This window comes from Acinetobacter sp. WCHAc060042 (assembly GCF_003231195.1).
Classification (GTDB): Bacteria; Pseudomonadota; Gammaproteobacteria; order Pseudomonadales; family Moraxellaceae; genus Acinetobacter.
Genome location: NZ_QKVN01000011.1, coordinates 36,343 through 52,964 on the forward strand (window position 1 = coordinate 36,343; position 16,622 = coordinate 52,964).

Here is a 16,622-nt window from a genome sequence, read left to right on the forward strand (position 1 = left end):
CCCTCGACTAGCGAAGTATTGTACTTGGATTCTAAAAGTGTTCCAAGTTTTAAAAGATAATATTATTGGCTTTTGCCTATTTGTTCTTTTAATTGATCAAATGCCTTCCAACCTTGTTTGGTAAGGTTAAAGAGTTTTCCATCATATTCATCTTGAATGAGTCCCAATGTTACAAGTTCACGTAGAGTGCTTTTCCATGTAGCAATTTTTCTAGGTGTATCCAAATTCAATTTTAAATCGCCCGCGTATAAATTTGTGCAATCAATACCCGAAATAAATTGAATTTCACTTTCTGTTTCTCCAGCACTTATTATGAGTTGAACCATTTCATCACTAGGTTCAATGGAACGATTATTTGGGGGTGGTACTTCGCTTTCAAATGTTGAGTTATCTAAAAGATTATGAATATATTCGTTATTTTGTAATTGTAGTGTTATATGATCTTTAATTTTTTGTTTAAAAGTTAGTAGATCATTATAAAATTCTAATACACCATTCAGCATCCATTCCCGAATTTGTACTTGTAGTTTTTGATATTGATCAGTAATTTTACTTGGTGGTATTGGTCTGTCACAAATATAAATGGAGGTTAGTTTCTGAGATGCGATATGTCTTGAAATTTCTTCGACAGTACCACTCACATATTCGCCAGTTTCAGTGCCTAAGCGAGTCCAAAATATTCCCAATAAAATATCTGAATCTTCTAAAATTCGTTTATTGATAATTTCTTGCGGTCTACCACTCATTTCAGGTGCAATATGTGTTTCCCAGCCAACAGGATTTAGCATTACACCAAATTGTTTTGAGTGAATCGCATTCCACTCATAAATTGCATCACGTACTAGTTGTCTTTCTTCTAATACATCACTTGGGGATGCGATCATTACATTTAAAATTGTAGCTTGATATGCCATTTCTAATTTTCTGAAATTTGATTATTTACAGTTAATATATCTGAAATTTATACGGTTTCGATGGTTTGATGTAATTATTTAATTTCGAGTTCATGTCATTTTGTTTATTATCAACATAATCTCTTTTTTGAATTGTGTTATGGCCGTGAATATCCCTGAATCCTTAATGAACCTTGAAGCCAATGGCGGTATCTATGCAGTATGGATGATGCTACAACATTTAGGTATAGATGCAGAGATTGAACAATTGATTGATGTCTGTGCTTATGATGCAACGTTTGGCACCACAACGATAGGCTTGGCTGTAGGCTTAAAAAAGTTTGGTTTCAATGTGCATTTCTATACCGATGAAGACCCTGATCTTCAAGAACAAGAAAAACTGAGTTATGCCGAAGCTGAACAGTTAAAGTTACCTATTTCGCCTGCAATCAATTATCAACACATTCAGCAGGCGTTTGAACAGAATAACTTTATTATTGTGTATTACGATACTTTAGAAGGCGTCGGAAACCATTCACTGGTTTATTCTATAGATGAACAAGAAATCTGTTTCTTTGACAGTTTTGAGGCGATGCCAGCATCTGTATTTGAACAACAACGAAAAGCCGAAGGCATTTGTCGTCAGGTGATCATGATCGAGAATGCAAACTTTGAGACTCATGCAGAACATTAAACCTTAAAAAAGAAGATTAAAATGAAAAAAATAATAGGGTTATTCGTATTTATGTCTATGCACGTGAGTGCGAATGACAGTACGGGTTTTGTTGCAACAGGCGGTGTGCAATATCTGAAAAATAAAGATATTCAAATGTATAGTGAAAACTTATTTATCAGTAAAAAGCGAATCACTGTCGATTATGAGTTTAAAAATTTAAGTAAGCATTTGGTAAACGAGACTATTTTATTTCCCTTACCGAAAGTTCAAAATTACATGGACTATGATTATGCTGATGCCACAGGTTTAATTGATAGTTTTAAAATTCAAGTTAATGGTCAGCGTATTCAGCCTCAGGTGCATGTACGGGCTTTTTTACCGAGTAATGAACAAGAATATGTTCATGATGGAGACTTTCAAGCCGATGTAACGAATGAGCTTATGGCTTGTAGTCTCACGCAGCAAGAGCTGATACAGCCGTGGAAAGGTGAAAATGCCGATATAAGTACTTCTATTCAGCAAAAAATTCAAACTTGTAAAAATCCAAGAGTGCAAAAACTACTAAAAATTCAAGATGAAGATCTCATTCGCTGGCAGTCTCAGGTTATTTATAGTTGGAAACAAAATTTTAAAGCGAACAGCATGACCCGTATTCAGCATGAATATGCGCCATTGGTCGGTGGTTCGGTCTCTTTATATCCTGAAGAGGATGAAAAGACTTATTGTATGGATCAAAGCTTCAAAGCGGGTTTGAAAAAAGCCAAATCACAATATGCACCTTATCAGGCGTTGGGTTATATCTTGAAAACGGGCGCAAATTGGGCGAAACCGATTCAAAATTTTAAACTGACGATTGAGCGTGATCCCAATGAGTTGGTTTCATTTTGTTGGGATGGTCAGGTGAAAAAGATCAGTTCGACACAATTTCAAATGACAGAAAAGAATTTTGTGCCTAAGCAGGATTTAGATATTATTTTTGTGCGTAAGTTTTAAGTAGTAAAAAGCCCATCAAAGGATGGGCTTTTGCTTTTATTCTTGCTCTGCGGCATCCGCCTTGTCGTGCCAGTATTTGGCTTTTTCCTCGTCTGCATCAACACCTAGTGCATTTTCATAAATGAAAGCCAAATCACGCATGGCTTGAGCCTCACCCAGTTCCGCTGCTTGTTGTACCAGTTCAATTGACTTAGTGACATCTTTTTCAACCACATCGCCCCGACGGTAAAAACCAGCCAACTCTAATATTGCAGTAGGGTGTTTCAGTTCAGCAGCTTGTTTTAACCAGTGATGTGCATGTCCAAAGTAGGTTTCTGCTTCGCTTGGATCTTCTTCACGAAGTTCTTTGGCATAAAAAGCATAACCTTCACCGAGCCAATACATGGCTTCTACATGACCTAATGCTGCTGCTTTGAGCGCCCATTCTTCTGCAAGCGTAATGTCATCTTCATTTTCACTTTGCATATACAGTTCAGCAAGTTCAAATTGAGCGTCACTATTGCCCGTTGTTGCAAGGTTGACTAATTCAGCAGGAATTTTAGGAGGTTTAGGCATACAAATAACCAAAGATTTAAACTGTGGATAGCCTAATGCTTTCAAGTGAAAAAGCCAATCCGAAGATTGGCTTTTAGGCTTAGATCAGGTGCAAAGTTAGGCTGAATATAAATAAGAGTAAAACTGAAACAGCAATATTCTTAATTTTTTGCTCAAAATAACTCAAGCAAAGTCCAACAAACAGTGCCGCGAAGCTAATCACGCCAACCCAATAACTGATTTCAGTGCTCCAATGTCCTTGCGTTAAGCAAATGAACAAAGAAACAATGAGGAGTAACCAACCCACAGTGGTTGCTAAGCGGGTTTGCTGAAGTGTCAGTTCTTTGCTAAAAATTTGCTTTTGATGCTTAGACATACTGCTGGCAAGAGCAAAAAAACCTAAGGTTGCTAAAGCCCAAATCATTAGAAACCAAATCATGCTTTGGCCTCCTGAACAGGTGCTTTCACTTTTTTATTCGGCAAACCTTGATGCTTTTTAACTTTGTCATAAGCGAAATAGAAGATCACTGCCATTACCCACATGGCTAAATCAACCGATGCAATCATCCATTGGCCTTGCGGAATGCTGTTCCACAAAGCTTGACCGCCTGTCATCAAGTTGATCACTGGCAGCAAGGCGAAAGCGAATGTTGCCAATAAAAGTAAGTCTAACCATGCTTGGCGGTGGGTACGGAAAATGGCATAAATCAGCGTGAGTAACCATACTGTAAAGAAGCTACGAATTTCCCAGTTTAGGCGCATTTCTACATCTGCTGGAATGAAACGGTTGGCATAAAAATATGCCGCGCAGGCCAAAGGCAAACCAATAATTGCTGCAATATTTAGGACTTCAACCAGTCGGAAACCAAACGATTTATAGCCTTGTTTCTGCTGTTGGGGTGCACGTTTTACACACCAAAGAATCAGACCTGTAGCGACCATGAGCGTGCCTAAAATGCCCGAACAGAATAGCAACCAACGAAGAGCTAAGTCGACGCCGCGAGCTTCGTGTAAGACGGTGACCACGTTATAGATACCACTTGGAATAGATGGGTTTTTTATCCGTATATTTTTATCCGTTTCATCTTGACCCGTGACCCCATTGTAGTTGAGTGTTGCATAGACATTGCGATGGGCGACACTTTCAGCACGCAAGGCACGGAACTCAATTTTGGCTTGGTCTGTATTGGGTGAAATAATGTTAATCGAAGCAATTGGATTGTCTTTCCACTGTTGTTGTACCATCATCATAATTGGCGCTAGGTCCGTCAGTGGCGCAGGGCGGAGTTCGGGTTGTGGACGTTCCCCACCACGACCTTGAGCATGTTCACCACGTTGCTGTCCGCGCTCTCCACGATCCGCTCTTTCGCCTTCGCGTTGACCTCGACCTTCGCGCTGCTGATCTTCGGCCTTTTGGGGCTGTTCAATCATGCTGGCCTGTTGGTCACGTAAGAACTGTTGTCTATTTTCATACGCTTGGTTAATTCCCCAAGGCATGAACATAAACATGAGCAGTAGTAAGCCACTAAAAGTAATCATTAAGTGAAAAGGCAATGCAAAAACAGCGGTTGCGTTGTGTGCATCAAGCCATGAACGCTGACCTTTGCCTGAACGAAAGGTAAAGAAGTCTTTAAAGATTTTTTTATGGGTGATGATACCGCTAACAATTGCGACCAACATGAACATGGTGGCAATCCCGACCAACCAACGCGTCCACAGACGCGGTAAACCGTACAATTCAAAATGGAAACGGTACAGGAACCCACCACCACGCGTATCCCGTGGTTCAATCACTTCACCAGTTGCACTGTCTAAGGTGATCCGTGTCCCACCACGACGTGCTTTCGGGTCTTCGCCAACGGCACGAATAGTTACTTCAGTCGTAGTTTGCCGTGAGTTGGGTAGTTGAATGTTCCAACTGCCTGCATCAGGGTGGTTTTTTTGTAAATAGTTGAGCGCGACCTGCATTTGTTGCACTTGAGACTGCGCAGGGATAGATTGATGGGTTTCGGGTTTCATCCAAGTAGAAATTTCATTTTGGAAAAAACTGAGTGTTCCAGTCACAAAAATTGCATACAGCAGCCACCCTAAAATGAGACTGGCCCATGTATGCAACCATGACATGGATTGGCGCGGTCCTTCCGCTTTTTGATCAACACGCATTGAAAAACTATCCTAAAAATTTGAGTAGGGCATACAGTGCAATACATGTCACAGCAATACCGAGCGTTGCTTTTAAGGTTTTTTGAACCATAAAGACCCAAATAAAGGCAGCACAGTTAAGACAAAATGCAATGAGTGTAGCGCTCATAGCCGCATTCACAGGATTGGCTATAAAGATTTTAGCAATGGCTAATGCAGAAAGTGCTGCAAGGAGATAGCCTCCAAGTAAGGCAAGAGCAAATCGGTACAACACCATAAGGCGGTAGCTAACGGGGGTATCGACTTTTTTCTTTTTGGTTGGTTTCGGACGAACTTTTTCCGAATGAACCAAGGCATCAATTTGAGTGGTGCTATTCATGGAAGACAGTTGGTGCTTTAGTAAATAGTGTTGCAAATGATAACAATTATTATTTAAATTAAATAGATGGTAATTTTATTTATTTTTTCTGTAATGTTTGGTGAGCCTCTAAATGAGTAAGATTTAAAGCAACGGTAGAAGAATATTAAATTTATTAAATTTTGAAGATTTTTTTTAGCCGAAAAGGCTACATGGCGTTACTAAATCATCTGATTGAGTATTTGTTTCTGCGTTATTTTCATTGCCTATACAATGATGTAATTTGAGGAAAGGAATGGCTGCTTTTATTAATGCTGAACAAGCAAAAATTATGTCTAACCAAGCGTATTTAGATATTGAGATCTACAAATTACGTTTGGCCTCATTGATTGAAGAAAGTGCCAAACAGGGAAATACTGCGGTATTTACAGTGCTGCCAAAACATTTACCTTTACAGGATATTCGCCGTTTTTCAGCAGAACTCACCCAATTGGGATATCAAGTCCGTTTGGAAGTGGAAGAGTTCTATTACCGTTTAAACGTCTATTGGATTTAAAACTTTGCTTCGATGTCATGGTTTATATTGTGTGGATAAAATAAAAGCCCGTAAACGAACTTTTATTTTTTAGCAATTCCATAAAACCAATAAGACGATTAGAGTCTAATATCTGAAATTTTGGTGTGGTAGGGGTTATTTAAAGAGAGTGTTTGTTCAAGTTTATGGTCGAAAATATCGGTGAGCATACTATCGAAGCGTTGAGTGTTGTAATGAAGCAACTGATCCGCTTCCTCAGAGCTGATGAATCCTGTTTCAAGCGCATGTTGAATATGTGATTCAAAATCTAAGCCTTCAAATTGTCCTTTGGACTCCGCTTTTTTAAACTTCGTCCACAGCGGATCAATCTTTAGTGCTGCTTGGAACGCATTTTCCATACGCCCAAAGACATCATCGGGATTGGTATTGTAAAAAACATGCTGCTTCAGTTGTTCACGGAACGGGTTATTTTCCATGATAGCAAGTCCTAATTGCGTTTTTAGCTGGTCACTTGGTTGTTGGGCAACACGACCAAAAGGGAAACAGATGAATTTGACTATGCGAGCTGCGGCTCGTATAGGAAAGTTTGCAAGTAGCCCATCAAATGCATCCTGAATTTGCACGAATGCTTTTTCTAAAGCTAGTTGAGCATGTTGTTGTTCCACCTCACTACGTTGTCCTTTTTCATAAAACTTCAAAATAGCAGTCGCGATAAATAAATAAGCATGAATGTCGGCTAAACGCCCTGAAAGCATTTCTTTGCGCTTAATATCACCTGCAAGTAAGCCTAAACAAAGGTCTGCGGTTAAAGCGAAGTTGGCACTGAAACGGTTAATGGTTTTGTAAAAAGGACGTGAGAAATCATCTGTCTGTGCGGAAGCATCTGAAGGACCACCGAACATGCCATAACTGAATGAACGTGCTGTTCGGTTAAAGGTATAAGCCAAATGTTTAAAAAGTAGCGTGTCGAAAGGCGCTAAAGCGGTTTTTGTATCTTCTGCTTGAAGGAGTTGCAGCTCTTCATATAAATAAGGATGACAGCGCATAGAACCTTGACCAAAGATCATTAAAGAACGGCTTAAAATATTGGCCCCTTCAACAGTAATCGAAATGGGGATGGCTTGATAATTCAGTGCTAAAAAATTGCGTGGCCCCATTTGCACAGCCCGTCCACCAACGACATCCATGCCGTGATTGACAATTTTACGCATGGTTTCAGTGGCATAGTATTTGGCCATAGCTGTCATTACAGCAGGTTTTCCACCTTCATTTAAACCACAGGTCACCATATAGCGAAAAGCTTCTAACATATACGCACCGCTGGCAATATCACTGGTGGCTTCTTGCACACCTTCAAAATGTCCCACAGAAATTTTAAACTGTTGGCGGACTTTGGCAAAAGCACCGATGCTTAAATAGGCCATTTCAGCAGAAGCAGTGGAGAGCGCAGGTAGGGAAATACCGCGACCTACGGCTAAGCACTCCATCAGCATGCGCCAACCTTTACCTGCATTTTCTACCCCACCAATAATCCAATCGAGTGGGATAAAAACATCTTGTCCATCGACCGTTCCATTCATAAAAGGGGAACCAGGATTATGGCGTGCACCGACTTGGACACCTGCATGGCTGGCAGGTAATAAGGCGCAGGTGATACCGTATTCAGTTTTGCTTGCATCGCCTAAGAGTCCATCAGGGTCATAAAGTTTAAAAGCGAGACCAATCACAGTTGCAATAGGTGCCAGAGTAATCCAGCGTTTTGAAAAGTTCATACGTAAACCGAGTATTTCTCGGCCTTCAAACATGCCATAACAGACCACGCCTGTATCAGGTATTGCACCTGCGTCTGAACCAGCCTCGGGACTGGTTAAACCAAAGCAGGGGATTTCTTCACCTTTGGCGAGTCCCGGTAGATAGCGTTGTTTTTGTTCCTCAGTTCCATAATGTAAAAGCAATTCACCTGGACCTAGAGAGTTGGGCACCATACAACTGACGGCAGTGGTCAGTGAGCGTGAAGAAATTTTGCTCATGATGCGACTTTGGGCAAAGGAGCTAAACGCACGACCACCGTATTCTTTGGGAATAATTAAACCCAAAAAGCCTTGTTCTTTGATGTATTGCCATGCTTCAACAGGAAGATCTTTTAAGTGGTGATGAATTTCCCATTCATTGAGTAAACCGCAAAGGTGTTCAACTTCATGATCTAAGAAGGATTGCTCCTCAGCAGACAAAGTTGGGTAGACATAACCATCAAATTTTTTCCAGTCAGGCGCACCCATAAATAATTCTTTTTCCCACCAACTGGTGCCTGCATCCAATGCTTCGCGTTCGGTACTGCTCATACTCGGCATGGCTTTGGCTAAAGCTTTATAGGCAGGTTGCGTGATTAAGGACTTGCGTAATGGATCAATAACCACAATCAGGCTGAGAATAATTAAGGGTAGACCTAGAAGTAGTGACCACGGATTAATAAAAATAGCAGTGAAGAGGGATGCAAAAATAACCATTGCAGCACCAATAAGGCGACTGACTTCAAAATAAAAAACAGCCCAGAGGGTACAGATTAAAAGCAGAATGGCGAAAATGAAAACCATTGAAACCTCCCGTTGTTTACACCGTGAGGTGAGTCATACGTTTTATAAAATTTCGCGGAAAATAGGGCAAAACGTAGACTAAAAAGGTGTAATAAAATGAATTTGATCTGATGTGTAGTAATACAATTATTTTAGACTTTGAATTAGCTTAGGGTGTTTTTTGAGCAATGACTGTGTTAGAAATGTATGAATACGTAATTGAAAAATATAAAGAACGAAGTCTGTAATAAAAAAAGCCCTCATATGAGGGCTTTTAATTTTTGCATTTAACTGTTTAACACCACAGGAAATTAAGCTTCAATCGTTTGAACGGCAATCTTTTTCGCAGGGTCTACTTTGCGACGTACTGCTGGTACAGGTTCGCCATAGTATTGACGGTCAGCGAAGTAACTTGAGCGAACCATTGGTGCTGCCCAAATATTTCTAAAGCCTAGCTTTTGACCATGTGCAGTGTAACGTTCAAATTCTTCTGGTGTAACAAAGCGGTCAATCGGCGCATGCTCTTTTGAAGGCTGTAAATACTGACCAATCGTTACATAGTCAACGCCGTGTGCATGCAAGTCATCTAAAAGTGAAATGACTTCTTCTTCAGTTTCACCAATACCGACCATCAAACCACATTTGGTTGGAACGTCAGGGCAGTATTCTTTAAACATTTTCAACAGATTTAAAGAGTGTTGGTAGTCTGAACCTGGACGCATTGCTTTGTATAAACGTGGCACCGTTTCAATGTTGTGGTTGAAAACATCAGGTGGACACTCGGTCATAATGCGAAGCGCAATGTCCATACGACCACGGAAGTCAGGGACTAAAATCTCAAGTAAAGTATTCGGGCTTAATGCACGTGCTTCTTTAATACAATCAACAAAGTGTTGTGCACCACCGTCAAGTAAGTCATCACGGTCTACAGAAGTGATCACGGCATATTTTAGACCTAAGTTTGAAATCGTTTCAGCCATGTGACGTGGTTCGTCTGCGTCAAGTGCGTTAGGACGACCATGTGCCACGTCGCAGAAAGGACAACGACGTGTACAAATGTCACCCATAATCATAAAGGTTGCAGTACCCCCACCAAAACATTCAGGTAGGTTTGGACATGCTGCTTCTTCACAAACGGTATGTAGTTTTTGTTCACGTAGGGTTGATTTAATGCGTTGCACTTCTTCGGGTGCTGCCATTTTAACGCGAATCCAATCCGGCTTGCGTGGCGTTTCAACCGTAGGAATAACTTTTACAGGTATACGCGCGACCTTTTCTGCGCCACGAAGTTTGATACCCTGCTCAGGTTTACGGTTTTCAGACATATTCAACTATTCCACTGTTTTTGACGGGGGAGATGCTAAAAATAGCAGTTCTTAGTATAGCGGAAATGCGAATTGATAGGGCAGAAATACTATTCATTTACTAAATGTGGTTATCACTTAATATATGTAAGCTAAATACAGCAAATTGCCTGCAATTACGTCATAATATGCCCAAGATAAGTAATAAGTTTTTTGAAGAAGGAGCGTTGAATGCCACGTAAAAAAGAGGTCGTTGGTGGAACTTTCGTTAAGTACGATGCGGTCGTTCTAGGTTCAGGCCCTGCGGGTGAAGGCGCGGCAATGAAACTTGCCAAATCTGGAAAGCGTGTTGCGATTGTGGATGTACGTGAGCAGCTCGGTGGTAACTGTACCCACGTGGGGACCATTCCAAGTAAGGCTTTACGTCAAACGGTATCGAGCATTATTCGCTATCGTCGTGATCCAATGTTTAAAAAAATGGGCGACTGGCGTCAGTTTACCATGAAGCAAGTGCTTCAAAATGCACATAAAGTGATTCAACAACAAGTAGATACGCATTCACGTTTTTATGACCGTAACAAAATTGATATTTTCCATGGTCGCGCCTATGTCCAAGACCAAAATACAGTTTTAGTGTTTAGCCCTGAAGGCATTAAAGAAACGATCCTATGTAAACAAATCGTAATTGCAACGGGTAGTCGTCCATATCGTCCTGCGGCGCTTGATTTTAACCATCCGCGTGTATTCGATTCAGACAAAATTTTAGATCTTGATTATTCCATCCAAAAAATCATTATTTATGGTGCAGGTGTCATTGGTTGTGAATACGCGTCTATTTTTATTGGGCTAGATCACAAAGTTGACTTGATAAACACACAGCACAAACTGCTGAGTTATCTTGATGATGAAATTTCAGATGCGTTATCTTATCACTTACGCCAACAAGGTGTTTTGATTCGCCATAATGAGCAGATTGATCATCTTGAAACCTATGATGATCACGTGGTACTGCATTTGCAAAGCGGTAAGAAAATTAAAGCCGATGCCATTTTATGGTGTAACGGCCGCTCTGGAAATACGGATGGCTTAGGTTTGGAAAATGTTGGCATTACACCAAACAGTCGTGGTCAGATTACGGTGAATGATCAGTACCAAACCGAAGTAGAAAATATTTATGCTGCAGGTGATGTGATTGGCTGGCCTTCACTGGCTTCTGCTGCATACGACCAAGGTCGTTGTGCGGGTGCAAATATGAGCGGTGAGGAAGGCGTTGAACCTGTTGTTGATATTCCGACAGGGATTTATACCATTCCAGAAATTTCTTCGATTGGTAAAACTGAACAAGAGTTAACTGAAGAAAAAATTCCGTATGAAGTGGGTCAGGCTTCATTCCGTCACTTGGCACGTGCACAAATTACGGGTGACACGGTGGGTGAATTGAAAATTCTGTTCCACCGAGAAACTTTGGAAGTGCTGGGTGTACATTGCTTCGGTAACAACGCTTCGGAAATTATTCACATTGGTCAAGCTGTGATGAATAGTCCAAATAATACCATCAAATATTTTGTGGAAACCACATTCAACTATCCAACTATGGCGGAAGCTTACCGGGTTGCAACTTTAAACGGTATGAATCGCTTGTTCTAATTTTTATAATATTTTTCAAAAACCTGCGAGTTTAGGCTCGCAGGTTTTTTTATATCTAAAATATTTTGTTATCTATTGTTTAGTTTTTATGAGTATGTAAATATGCTGGATATGTACACTAAAGTTGGCTAACGTTATGAGTCGAACGCCGATTAGTCCAATTGATCACATTCGTCAGTCTACTCAGCAATTGGTTCGTGAGTATGGTCGTCTACAGAATGGTTTAGATCAAGTATTGTCATCATCGTCAGTGCAATGTTTACTTTGTTTAGAGCAACAAGGGCAACTGAGTGCAGTTTCTTTGGTGGAACACTTGGGTTTGGACAAATCAAGTGTGAGCCGAATGTTAGCCAAGTTAAAACAAACGGGTGAAATTGAGGAATTCAGTAGTAGCGAAGATGGACGTGTCAAGTTAGTTTGCTTAACTGAGCAGGGGCTCAGTACAGTTCACCATATTCATAGAGCTGATCAAAGTCAGATCAGTGCGGCATTACAAAATTTAGATGAACATGGACAGCAACTGATTTTGCAGGGTTTAGCCCTGTATCTTGAAACACTGAAAAACTTTCGCATCTCAGCAACTGGAATACATACTACCAATATTCAAATTGTCTCTGGCTATCAAACAGGCTGTGTTGCCCGGCTGATTGATATGTTGCGCCAGTTTTATCGAATGAATAGCACATCACATGATGTGATTGAAATTCAGTTTGCACGCGAGTTAGCTGATTTTATTGGCCGCTTAGATCAGGCGCGTAATGAAATTTGGTTTGCTTTACATCAAAATCGTATTGTGGGCTGTGTTGCGATTGATGCAGAAAACTTAGGCAATGCCAATGCTCAACTTCGGTGGTTGATGGTGGATGATATTTGGCGCGGACAGGGCATAGGTCAACGGCTTATGTCACATGCAATGCAATTTTGTGAGTTACATGACTTTCAGGCGGTGGAAACGTGGCTTGAGCAACCATATCAGGCTGCAAAAAAATTGTATGAGCAATATGGTTTTGTTTATATGAGTGAACAGCCTGTTGAGTATTTTGGGCAAATATTTACTGAACAATATTATATAAAGCGCATAAAAGACCACACAGCTAAGCGCGGTAGAAGAAAAAAAGTTTAGATGACTTTGTTTTGGCTATTTTAGACGTAAAAAAACCAACAATCGTTGGCTTCTTTGAATGGGGCTGCGAAGGTCACATCAATTACAAAATGAATTGATGTAAGAAGTAGGCAGAAATCATCATGCCTAACACAAAGAACATGCACGAATAAGCATCAAGCTGATAGCGCTTTTCTAATTGATGTTCAACATGCTGTATATTTTCTTCTTGCATAATTTTCATGGAAGTTTTATTCCGATTTAATTATCGTTTAAATCCTATTGCATGTTTATATTTTTAACATAAAAAAATGATTAAATAAAGTACTAAATAAAAATAATCAAAGCCGATTATACATCATTATTAATTTTTTTAGTTTTATCTAAAAATTATATCAAAGTCTGCTTCTGGCAAGAGCTAACTATATGAAAGTCATAGAACTCATAAGTTTTGAATATATAAATTAAATAAAAATAATGAATTTAAAACTGTGGATAAATGGGTTTTAAAATGAATTTAAAATAGATGGAATTAATATAAAATGTGGATAAGTTTTATACAAATGAATTTAAATTAAAATAAAAGTGAGCTATAAAAATAAAAAAATCCAACTCAGTTGATGCAAATTGCTTTGCAATCTGAGTTGGATTTTTGTTTAAATTATTGATTTGATGAATAAATATTGGCTTGAATCCAAATGTTACCACGGATGTATTGCCCAATATTGAACTGTGCATAAGTTGGGTTTTTAGTGGCAATACGGATCAAGGTTGCAGCTTGGTCTTCTTCATGAATTAAGGCAACGTCAAGCAACGTGTAGTCTTGCTCCATAAATTGCATGCTAGTTTTACCCACAATATTGCCTTGAAACCATGCTTCATCTTCCTGACCAATCTTTTCACCATATAAATAGGCAACCATCTTTGAAAAATCTACAGTCACAGGTTCTTTATCGTCATCTGACTTTGGTTCCCATGCGTCAATTTGCTCTTGGAGGTTGGCAGGGGCAATACCATTGTTTGCTGCTAAAATATCGTTTAGTGCGCGATGGTGTTTAATGGATGCGGGATCATCAACGACAAGTTGTTCATGTTCTGCAACAGCCTCTAGCTCATATGCCCATGCATTGAGTTGTGCAACATAGGTTTGGTCTTTTTGGTATTGGCCATGATTCACGCTATACAGACTATCGTAAGCATATACAATGCTGTTATTACCTAAATTTAGGCGTAGAACAGCTTGCGTGTTTGATTGACAGCGGATGATACGTTCAACCACAACAGGAACTTTGTAGGGGCTATTGAAACTTGGGAATGCAGTTTTTACTGCTGTAGGCTTATTATTTTCAACTGCAATCACTTGTGTAAGCTGAACAACAGCTTGACTTGGTCCTTGGATTAACCAACAGTTTGCATCCATATCCTGTTCAGTTTGGCACAACCCCATTGGCATAATCGGCGCATTTAAAGCTAAACCTAACCATTTGGGTACATCTTGTGCAGGGTGATCTGTGAGTAAATTCCAATGTTCGACGTGGCTACCAAAGTTTTGGTCATCAATGGTGATTATTTCTGGACTATTTTGATTGTTCATATGCACGATTGAATGAGGTGATATATCCCTATTAAATCGAGGGTTATTTCTATATTTCAAGTCCTTTATTATATTTTTACTGAAGAATCATGAAAAAGCACATAGATATGGCTTGAATTTGGCTTTTAAATCCTGCCACAGTCATGATGAATTATACTTTAAAAGTATTTGGCGATGGTTAACACTGTCATTTTGAGCGGTTTTATCTATTAATCTAACGCACTGAGTTTGTTAGACTAAGACAGTTTCTTTTGTTCGTGGATGCAAAGTGTTGCCATTTAAACTGTGGGTGGATGCTGATGCATTACCTAAAATCTTACGTGAAGTGATTTTACGTGCTTCAGATCGTTATCAGCTTGAAGTCACTTTCGTGGCAAACCAAAATGTTGGGATTACGCCATCCATCCGTATTAATTCGATTCAGGTGATGAGCGGGGCAGATGCGGCTGATCAAGAAATTGTTGATCGCATGCAAGCCAACGATATTGTGATTACTCAGGATATTCCGCTTGCCGCACAAGTGATTGAAAAAGGAGGGGTTGCGATTCATCCTCGTGGTGAAATTTACACCACTGCAAATGTCAAAGCGCGACTGCATTTACGGGACTTTATGGATACCTTACGTGGGGCAGGTGTTCAAACAGGTGGTCCTCCCCCCATTTCCGAACGAGATAAACGAGAGTTCTCCAGTTCTTTAGATCAAACCATCCAAAAGCAAAAACGTAAAACAGCTATCTAGCATCGAGCCGATTATGTCTTCTAAAGCCAATTTGATGGCAACCTATGGATTACTGGTTTTTATTTGGTCTACAACGCCTTTAGCGATTGTGTGGAGTGTGACCGATTTACATATGCTGTGGGCGTTGGTATTGCGATTTTTTATTGCACTACCTTTGGCGATTTGTTTGTTATTGGTTCTAAAGCGTCAGTTCCCGACCAACAAAGATGCGTGGCATAGTTATTTAGCTGGTTCTTTTAGCTTGATCGGCTCGCAGTTTTTTACCTATGTCGCAACCAATTATATTAGTTCAGGCATGATTGCCTTAATGTTTGGCTTAGCACCCATTATGGCAGGGCTGATCGGACGTTTTTACTTTAAGACCTATTTGAGCGCAATGCAGTGGCTCGGGATGTGTATTGCATTGGTGGGATTGGCCATTATTTGTCTTGCTGGAAATACACAGCATGTGCATCCCTTTGGGATTGGGCTGATGCTACTCAGTGTATTTTCTTATGCAGCCTCTATTTTCTGGGTGAAAAAAGTCAATGCAAATATCGAACCTGTTGCACAAGCAACGGGGTCAATCTTGGTTTCAACCGTAGCAGCAATATGTATCGTGCCATTTATTTGGCAGTATGCACCGCAGCAAATGCCCGATTTGAAAACTTGTTTGGCACTACTTTATACCGTCATTATGGCGTCATTGATTGCAATGTTCTGTTATTTTAATTTGGTACAAAAAATTCAGCCGACAACGTTGTCATTGACAACAGTCATGACGCCGATGATTGCTTTATTTATTGGTGCAGTACTCAACCACGAAAAACTGTCGATGTTAGTCCTCTTGGGCGCAGCGGTATTGCTATCTGGCTTATTTGTCTATTTTTATAAAGATCTTCAGGCAAGTCGCAAACTTGCCCAAAAATTAAAAAGTCCAAACTAGTCCGAGTTTTTGGCTTTTTAATGATCTTCTAAGCTTAATGAAATACAGTCTGCGAGTTTCGAACGATCTTGCGGGTGCAAGGTAATAAAGTATGCACCCGTGCGATACTTATCATTTTCTTCTGCGTTGCTATATACCACTTGCGCAATGGCTGCAATATGGAAGAAGTTTTCGGGATGGCTCAAAGTCAGATGTATATAGGTACCATCTTGAATTTGCTTGTCACTGTAAAAGCTTAAACCACTTTCTGAAAAGTTGACATGCTCAGGTGTAGGTAACATGGTTTGTACAATCGTGTCGTACAAAGATCCCGTGATCAGGTTTAATTTTTGATTAAATAGGGATAATATTCGAGCAATTTGTTGATCTTTTTCAGATAATTGTTCTAATTCGTAGTTTAGGGCATGATCAAATTGATCTAATTCTGCGAGTAGTAGAAAATAGCGTGGCAAAACAAAATTAGGATCGTAAGGGTCATTAAGGGCAACATCATCAGAAATAATCTGATAGTTAATTCTCAAGGCCGCGTCGATTCGAGACATCACACGACGTTCAGTTTGAACGTTTTGATGCTGTAAACTTTCCATAATTATGACCTCGGACTAGA

Annotated in this window: 17 protein-coding genes; 7 read left to right on the forward strand and 10 right to left on the reverse strand. The window is 40.0% G+C overall.

From position 1 onward, the window contains the following. Nucleotides 1-62: 62 nt before the first annotated feature. Nucleotides 63-914, reverse strand: a complete 852-nt coding sequence (locus DPG01_RS06565) for a DUF4062 domain-containing protein (RefSeq protein ID WP_228156971.1) — start codon at nucleotides 912-914, stop codon at nucleotides 63-65. Between the two features lie 139 nt (nucleotides 915-1,053). Between DPG01_RS06565 and DPG01_RS06570 the strand changes: the two genes are divergently transcribed. Then, nucleotides 1,054-1,587 carry a peptidase C39 gene (locus DPG01_RS06570; RefSeq protein ID WP_110974554.1) on the forward strand — a complete coding sequence of 178 codons (534 nt, stop codon included), beginning with the start codon at nucleotides 1,054-1,056 and terminating at the stop codon, nucleotides 1,585-1,587. 21 nt (nucleotides 1,588-1,608) lie between these two features. Beyond that, complete coding sequence (locus DPG01_RS06575) at nucleotides 1,609-2,562, forward strand: DUF4424 family protein (RefSeq protein ID WP_110974555.1); 954 nt, start codon at nucleotides 1,609-1,611, stop codon at nucleotides 2,560-2,562. A gap of 36 nt (nucleotides 2,563-2,598) precedes the next feature. Here DPG01_RS06575 and DPG01_RS06580 read toward each other — a convergent pair whose 3' ends face one another. The 4 genes from DPG01_RS06580 to DPG01_RS06595 all read right to left on the reverse strand — a co-directional run bounded on the left by DPG01_RS06580 (nucleotide 2,599) and on the right by DPG01_RS06595 (nucleotide 5,617). Beyond that, the gene (locus DPG01_RS06580; protein WP_171327368.1) at nucleotides 2,599-3,117 is read right to left on the reverse strand and encodes a tetratricopeptide repeat protein; all 519 of its coding nucleotides are present in this window, start codon (nucleotides 3,115-3,117) and stop codon (nucleotides 2,599-2,601) included. Between the two features lie 79 nt (nucleotides 3,118-3,196). After that, nucleotides 3,197-3,535: a DUF3325 domain-containing protein gene (locus DPG01_RS06585; RefSeq protein ID WP_110974557.1), complete on the reverse strand. Its 339-nt coding sequence runs from the start codon at nucleotides 3,533-3,535 to the stop codon at nucleotides 3,197-3,199. Next, the gene (locus tag DPG01_RS06590; RefSeq protein ID WP_110974558.1) at nucleotides 3,532-5,259 is read right to left on the reverse strand and encodes a PepSY-associated TM helix domain-containing protein; all 1,728 of its coding nucleotides are present in this window, start codon (nucleotides 5,257-5,259) and stop codon (nucleotides 3,532-3,534) included. Before DPG01_RS06590 ends, DPG01_RS06585 begins: the two co-directional genes overlap by 4 nt. Nucleotides 5,260-5,266: 7 nt before the next feature. After that, nucleotides 5,267-5,617, reverse strand: a complete 351-nt coding sequence (locus DPG01_RS06595; protein WP_110974559.1) for a hypothetical protein — start codon at nucleotides 5,615-5,617, stop codon at nucleotides 5,267-5,269. A gap of 274 nt (nucleotides 5,618-5,891) precedes the next feature. Between DPG01_RS06595 and DPG01_RS06600 the strand changes: the two genes are divergently transcribed. Then, nucleotides 5,892-6,152: a hypothetical protein gene (locus tag DPG01_RS06600; RefSeq protein WP_110974560.1), complete on the forward strand. Its 261-nt coding sequence runs from the start codon at nucleotides 5,892-5,894 to the stop codon at nucleotides 6,150-6,152. A 98-nt stretch (nucleotides 6,153-6,250) separates the two neighbouring features. Here DPG01_RS06600 and DPG01_RS06605 read toward each other — a convergent pair whose 3' ends face one another. Then, nucleotides 6,251-8,725 (reverse strand): acyl-CoA dehydrogenase, encoded by a 2,475-nt coding sequence (locus DPG01_RS06605; RefSeq protein WP_110974561.1) that lies wholly within the window; start codon nucleotides 8,723-8,725, stop codon nucleotides 6,251-6,253. Nucleotides 8,726-9,015: 290 nt separating this feature from the next. Further along, nucleotides 9,016-10,029 (reverse strand): lipoyl synthase, encoded by a 1,014-nt coding sequence (gene lipA, locus DPG01_RS06610; protein WP_086208311.1) that lies wholly within the window; start codon nucleotides 10,027-10,029, stop codon nucleotides 9,016-9,018. Between the two features lie 210 nt (nucleotides 10,030-10,239). Between lipA and sthA the strand changes: the two genes are divergently transcribed. Both sthA and DPG01_RS06620 read left to right on the forward strand, forming a co-directional pair. After that, complete coding sequence (sthA, locus tag DPG01_RS06615; protein WP_086208310.1) at nucleotides 10,240-11,655, forward strand: Si-specific NAD(P)(+) transhydrogenase; 1,416 nt, start codon at nucleotides 10,240-10,242, stop codon at nucleotides 11,653-11,655. A gap of 136 nt (nucleotides 11,656-11,791) precedes the next feature. Beyond that, nucleotides 11,792-12,778 carry a bifunctional helix-turn-helix transcriptional regulator/GNAT family N-acetyltransferase gene (locus DPG01_RS06620; protein WP_110974562.1) on the forward strand — a complete coding sequence of 329 codons (987 nt, stop codon included), beginning with the start codon at nucleotides 11,792-11,794 and terminating at the stop codon, nucleotides 12,776-12,778. An 82-nt stretch (nucleotides 12,779-12,860) separates the two neighbouring features. Here the strand turns inward: DPG01_RS06620 and DPG01_RS18770 are convergent, their stop codons facing one another. Further along, the gene (locus tag DPG01_RS18770; RefSeq protein ID WP_004693924.1) at nucleotides 12,861-13,001 is read right to left on the reverse strand and encodes a hypothetical protein; all 141 of its coding nucleotides are present in this window, start codon (nucleotides 12,999-13,001) and stop codon (nucleotides 12,861-12,863) included. Nucleotides 13,002-13,418: 417 nt separating this feature from the next. Further along, entirely contained in the window at nucleotides 13,419-14,351 is a 933-nt protein-coding gene (locus tag DPG01_RS06625) for a hypothetical protein (protein ID WP_110974563.1), read from the reverse strand. A 268-nt stretch (nucleotides 14,352-14,619) separates the two neighbouring features. Between DPG01_RS06625 and DPG01_RS06630 the strand changes: the two genes are divergently transcribed. Continuing rightward, nucleotides 14,620-15,090 carry a YaiI/YqxD family protein gene (locus DPG01_RS06630; RefSeq protein WP_086208307.1) on the forward strand — a complete coding sequence of 157 codons (471 nt, stop codon included), beginning with the start codon at nucleotides 14,620-14,622 and terminating at the stop codon, nucleotides 15,088-15,090. Nucleotides 15,091-15,103: 13 nt separating this feature from the next. Further along, nucleotides 15,104-16,015: a DMT family transporter gene (locus tag DPG01_RS06635; protein WP_110974564.1), complete on the forward strand. Its 912-nt coding sequence runs from the start codon at nucleotides 15,104-15,106 to the stop codon at nucleotides 16,013-16,015. 17 nt (nucleotides 16,016-16,032) lie between these two features. Here the strand turns inward: DPG01_RS06635 and DPG01_RS06640 are convergent, their stop codons facing one another. Next, nucleotides 16,033-16,602: a PilZ domain-containing protein gene (locus DPG01_RS06640; protein ID WP_110974565.1), complete on the reverse strand. Its 570-nt coding sequence runs from the start codon at nucleotides 16,600-16,602 to the stop codon at nucleotides 16,033-16,035. Nucleotides 16,603-16,622: the final 20 nt, after the last annotated feature.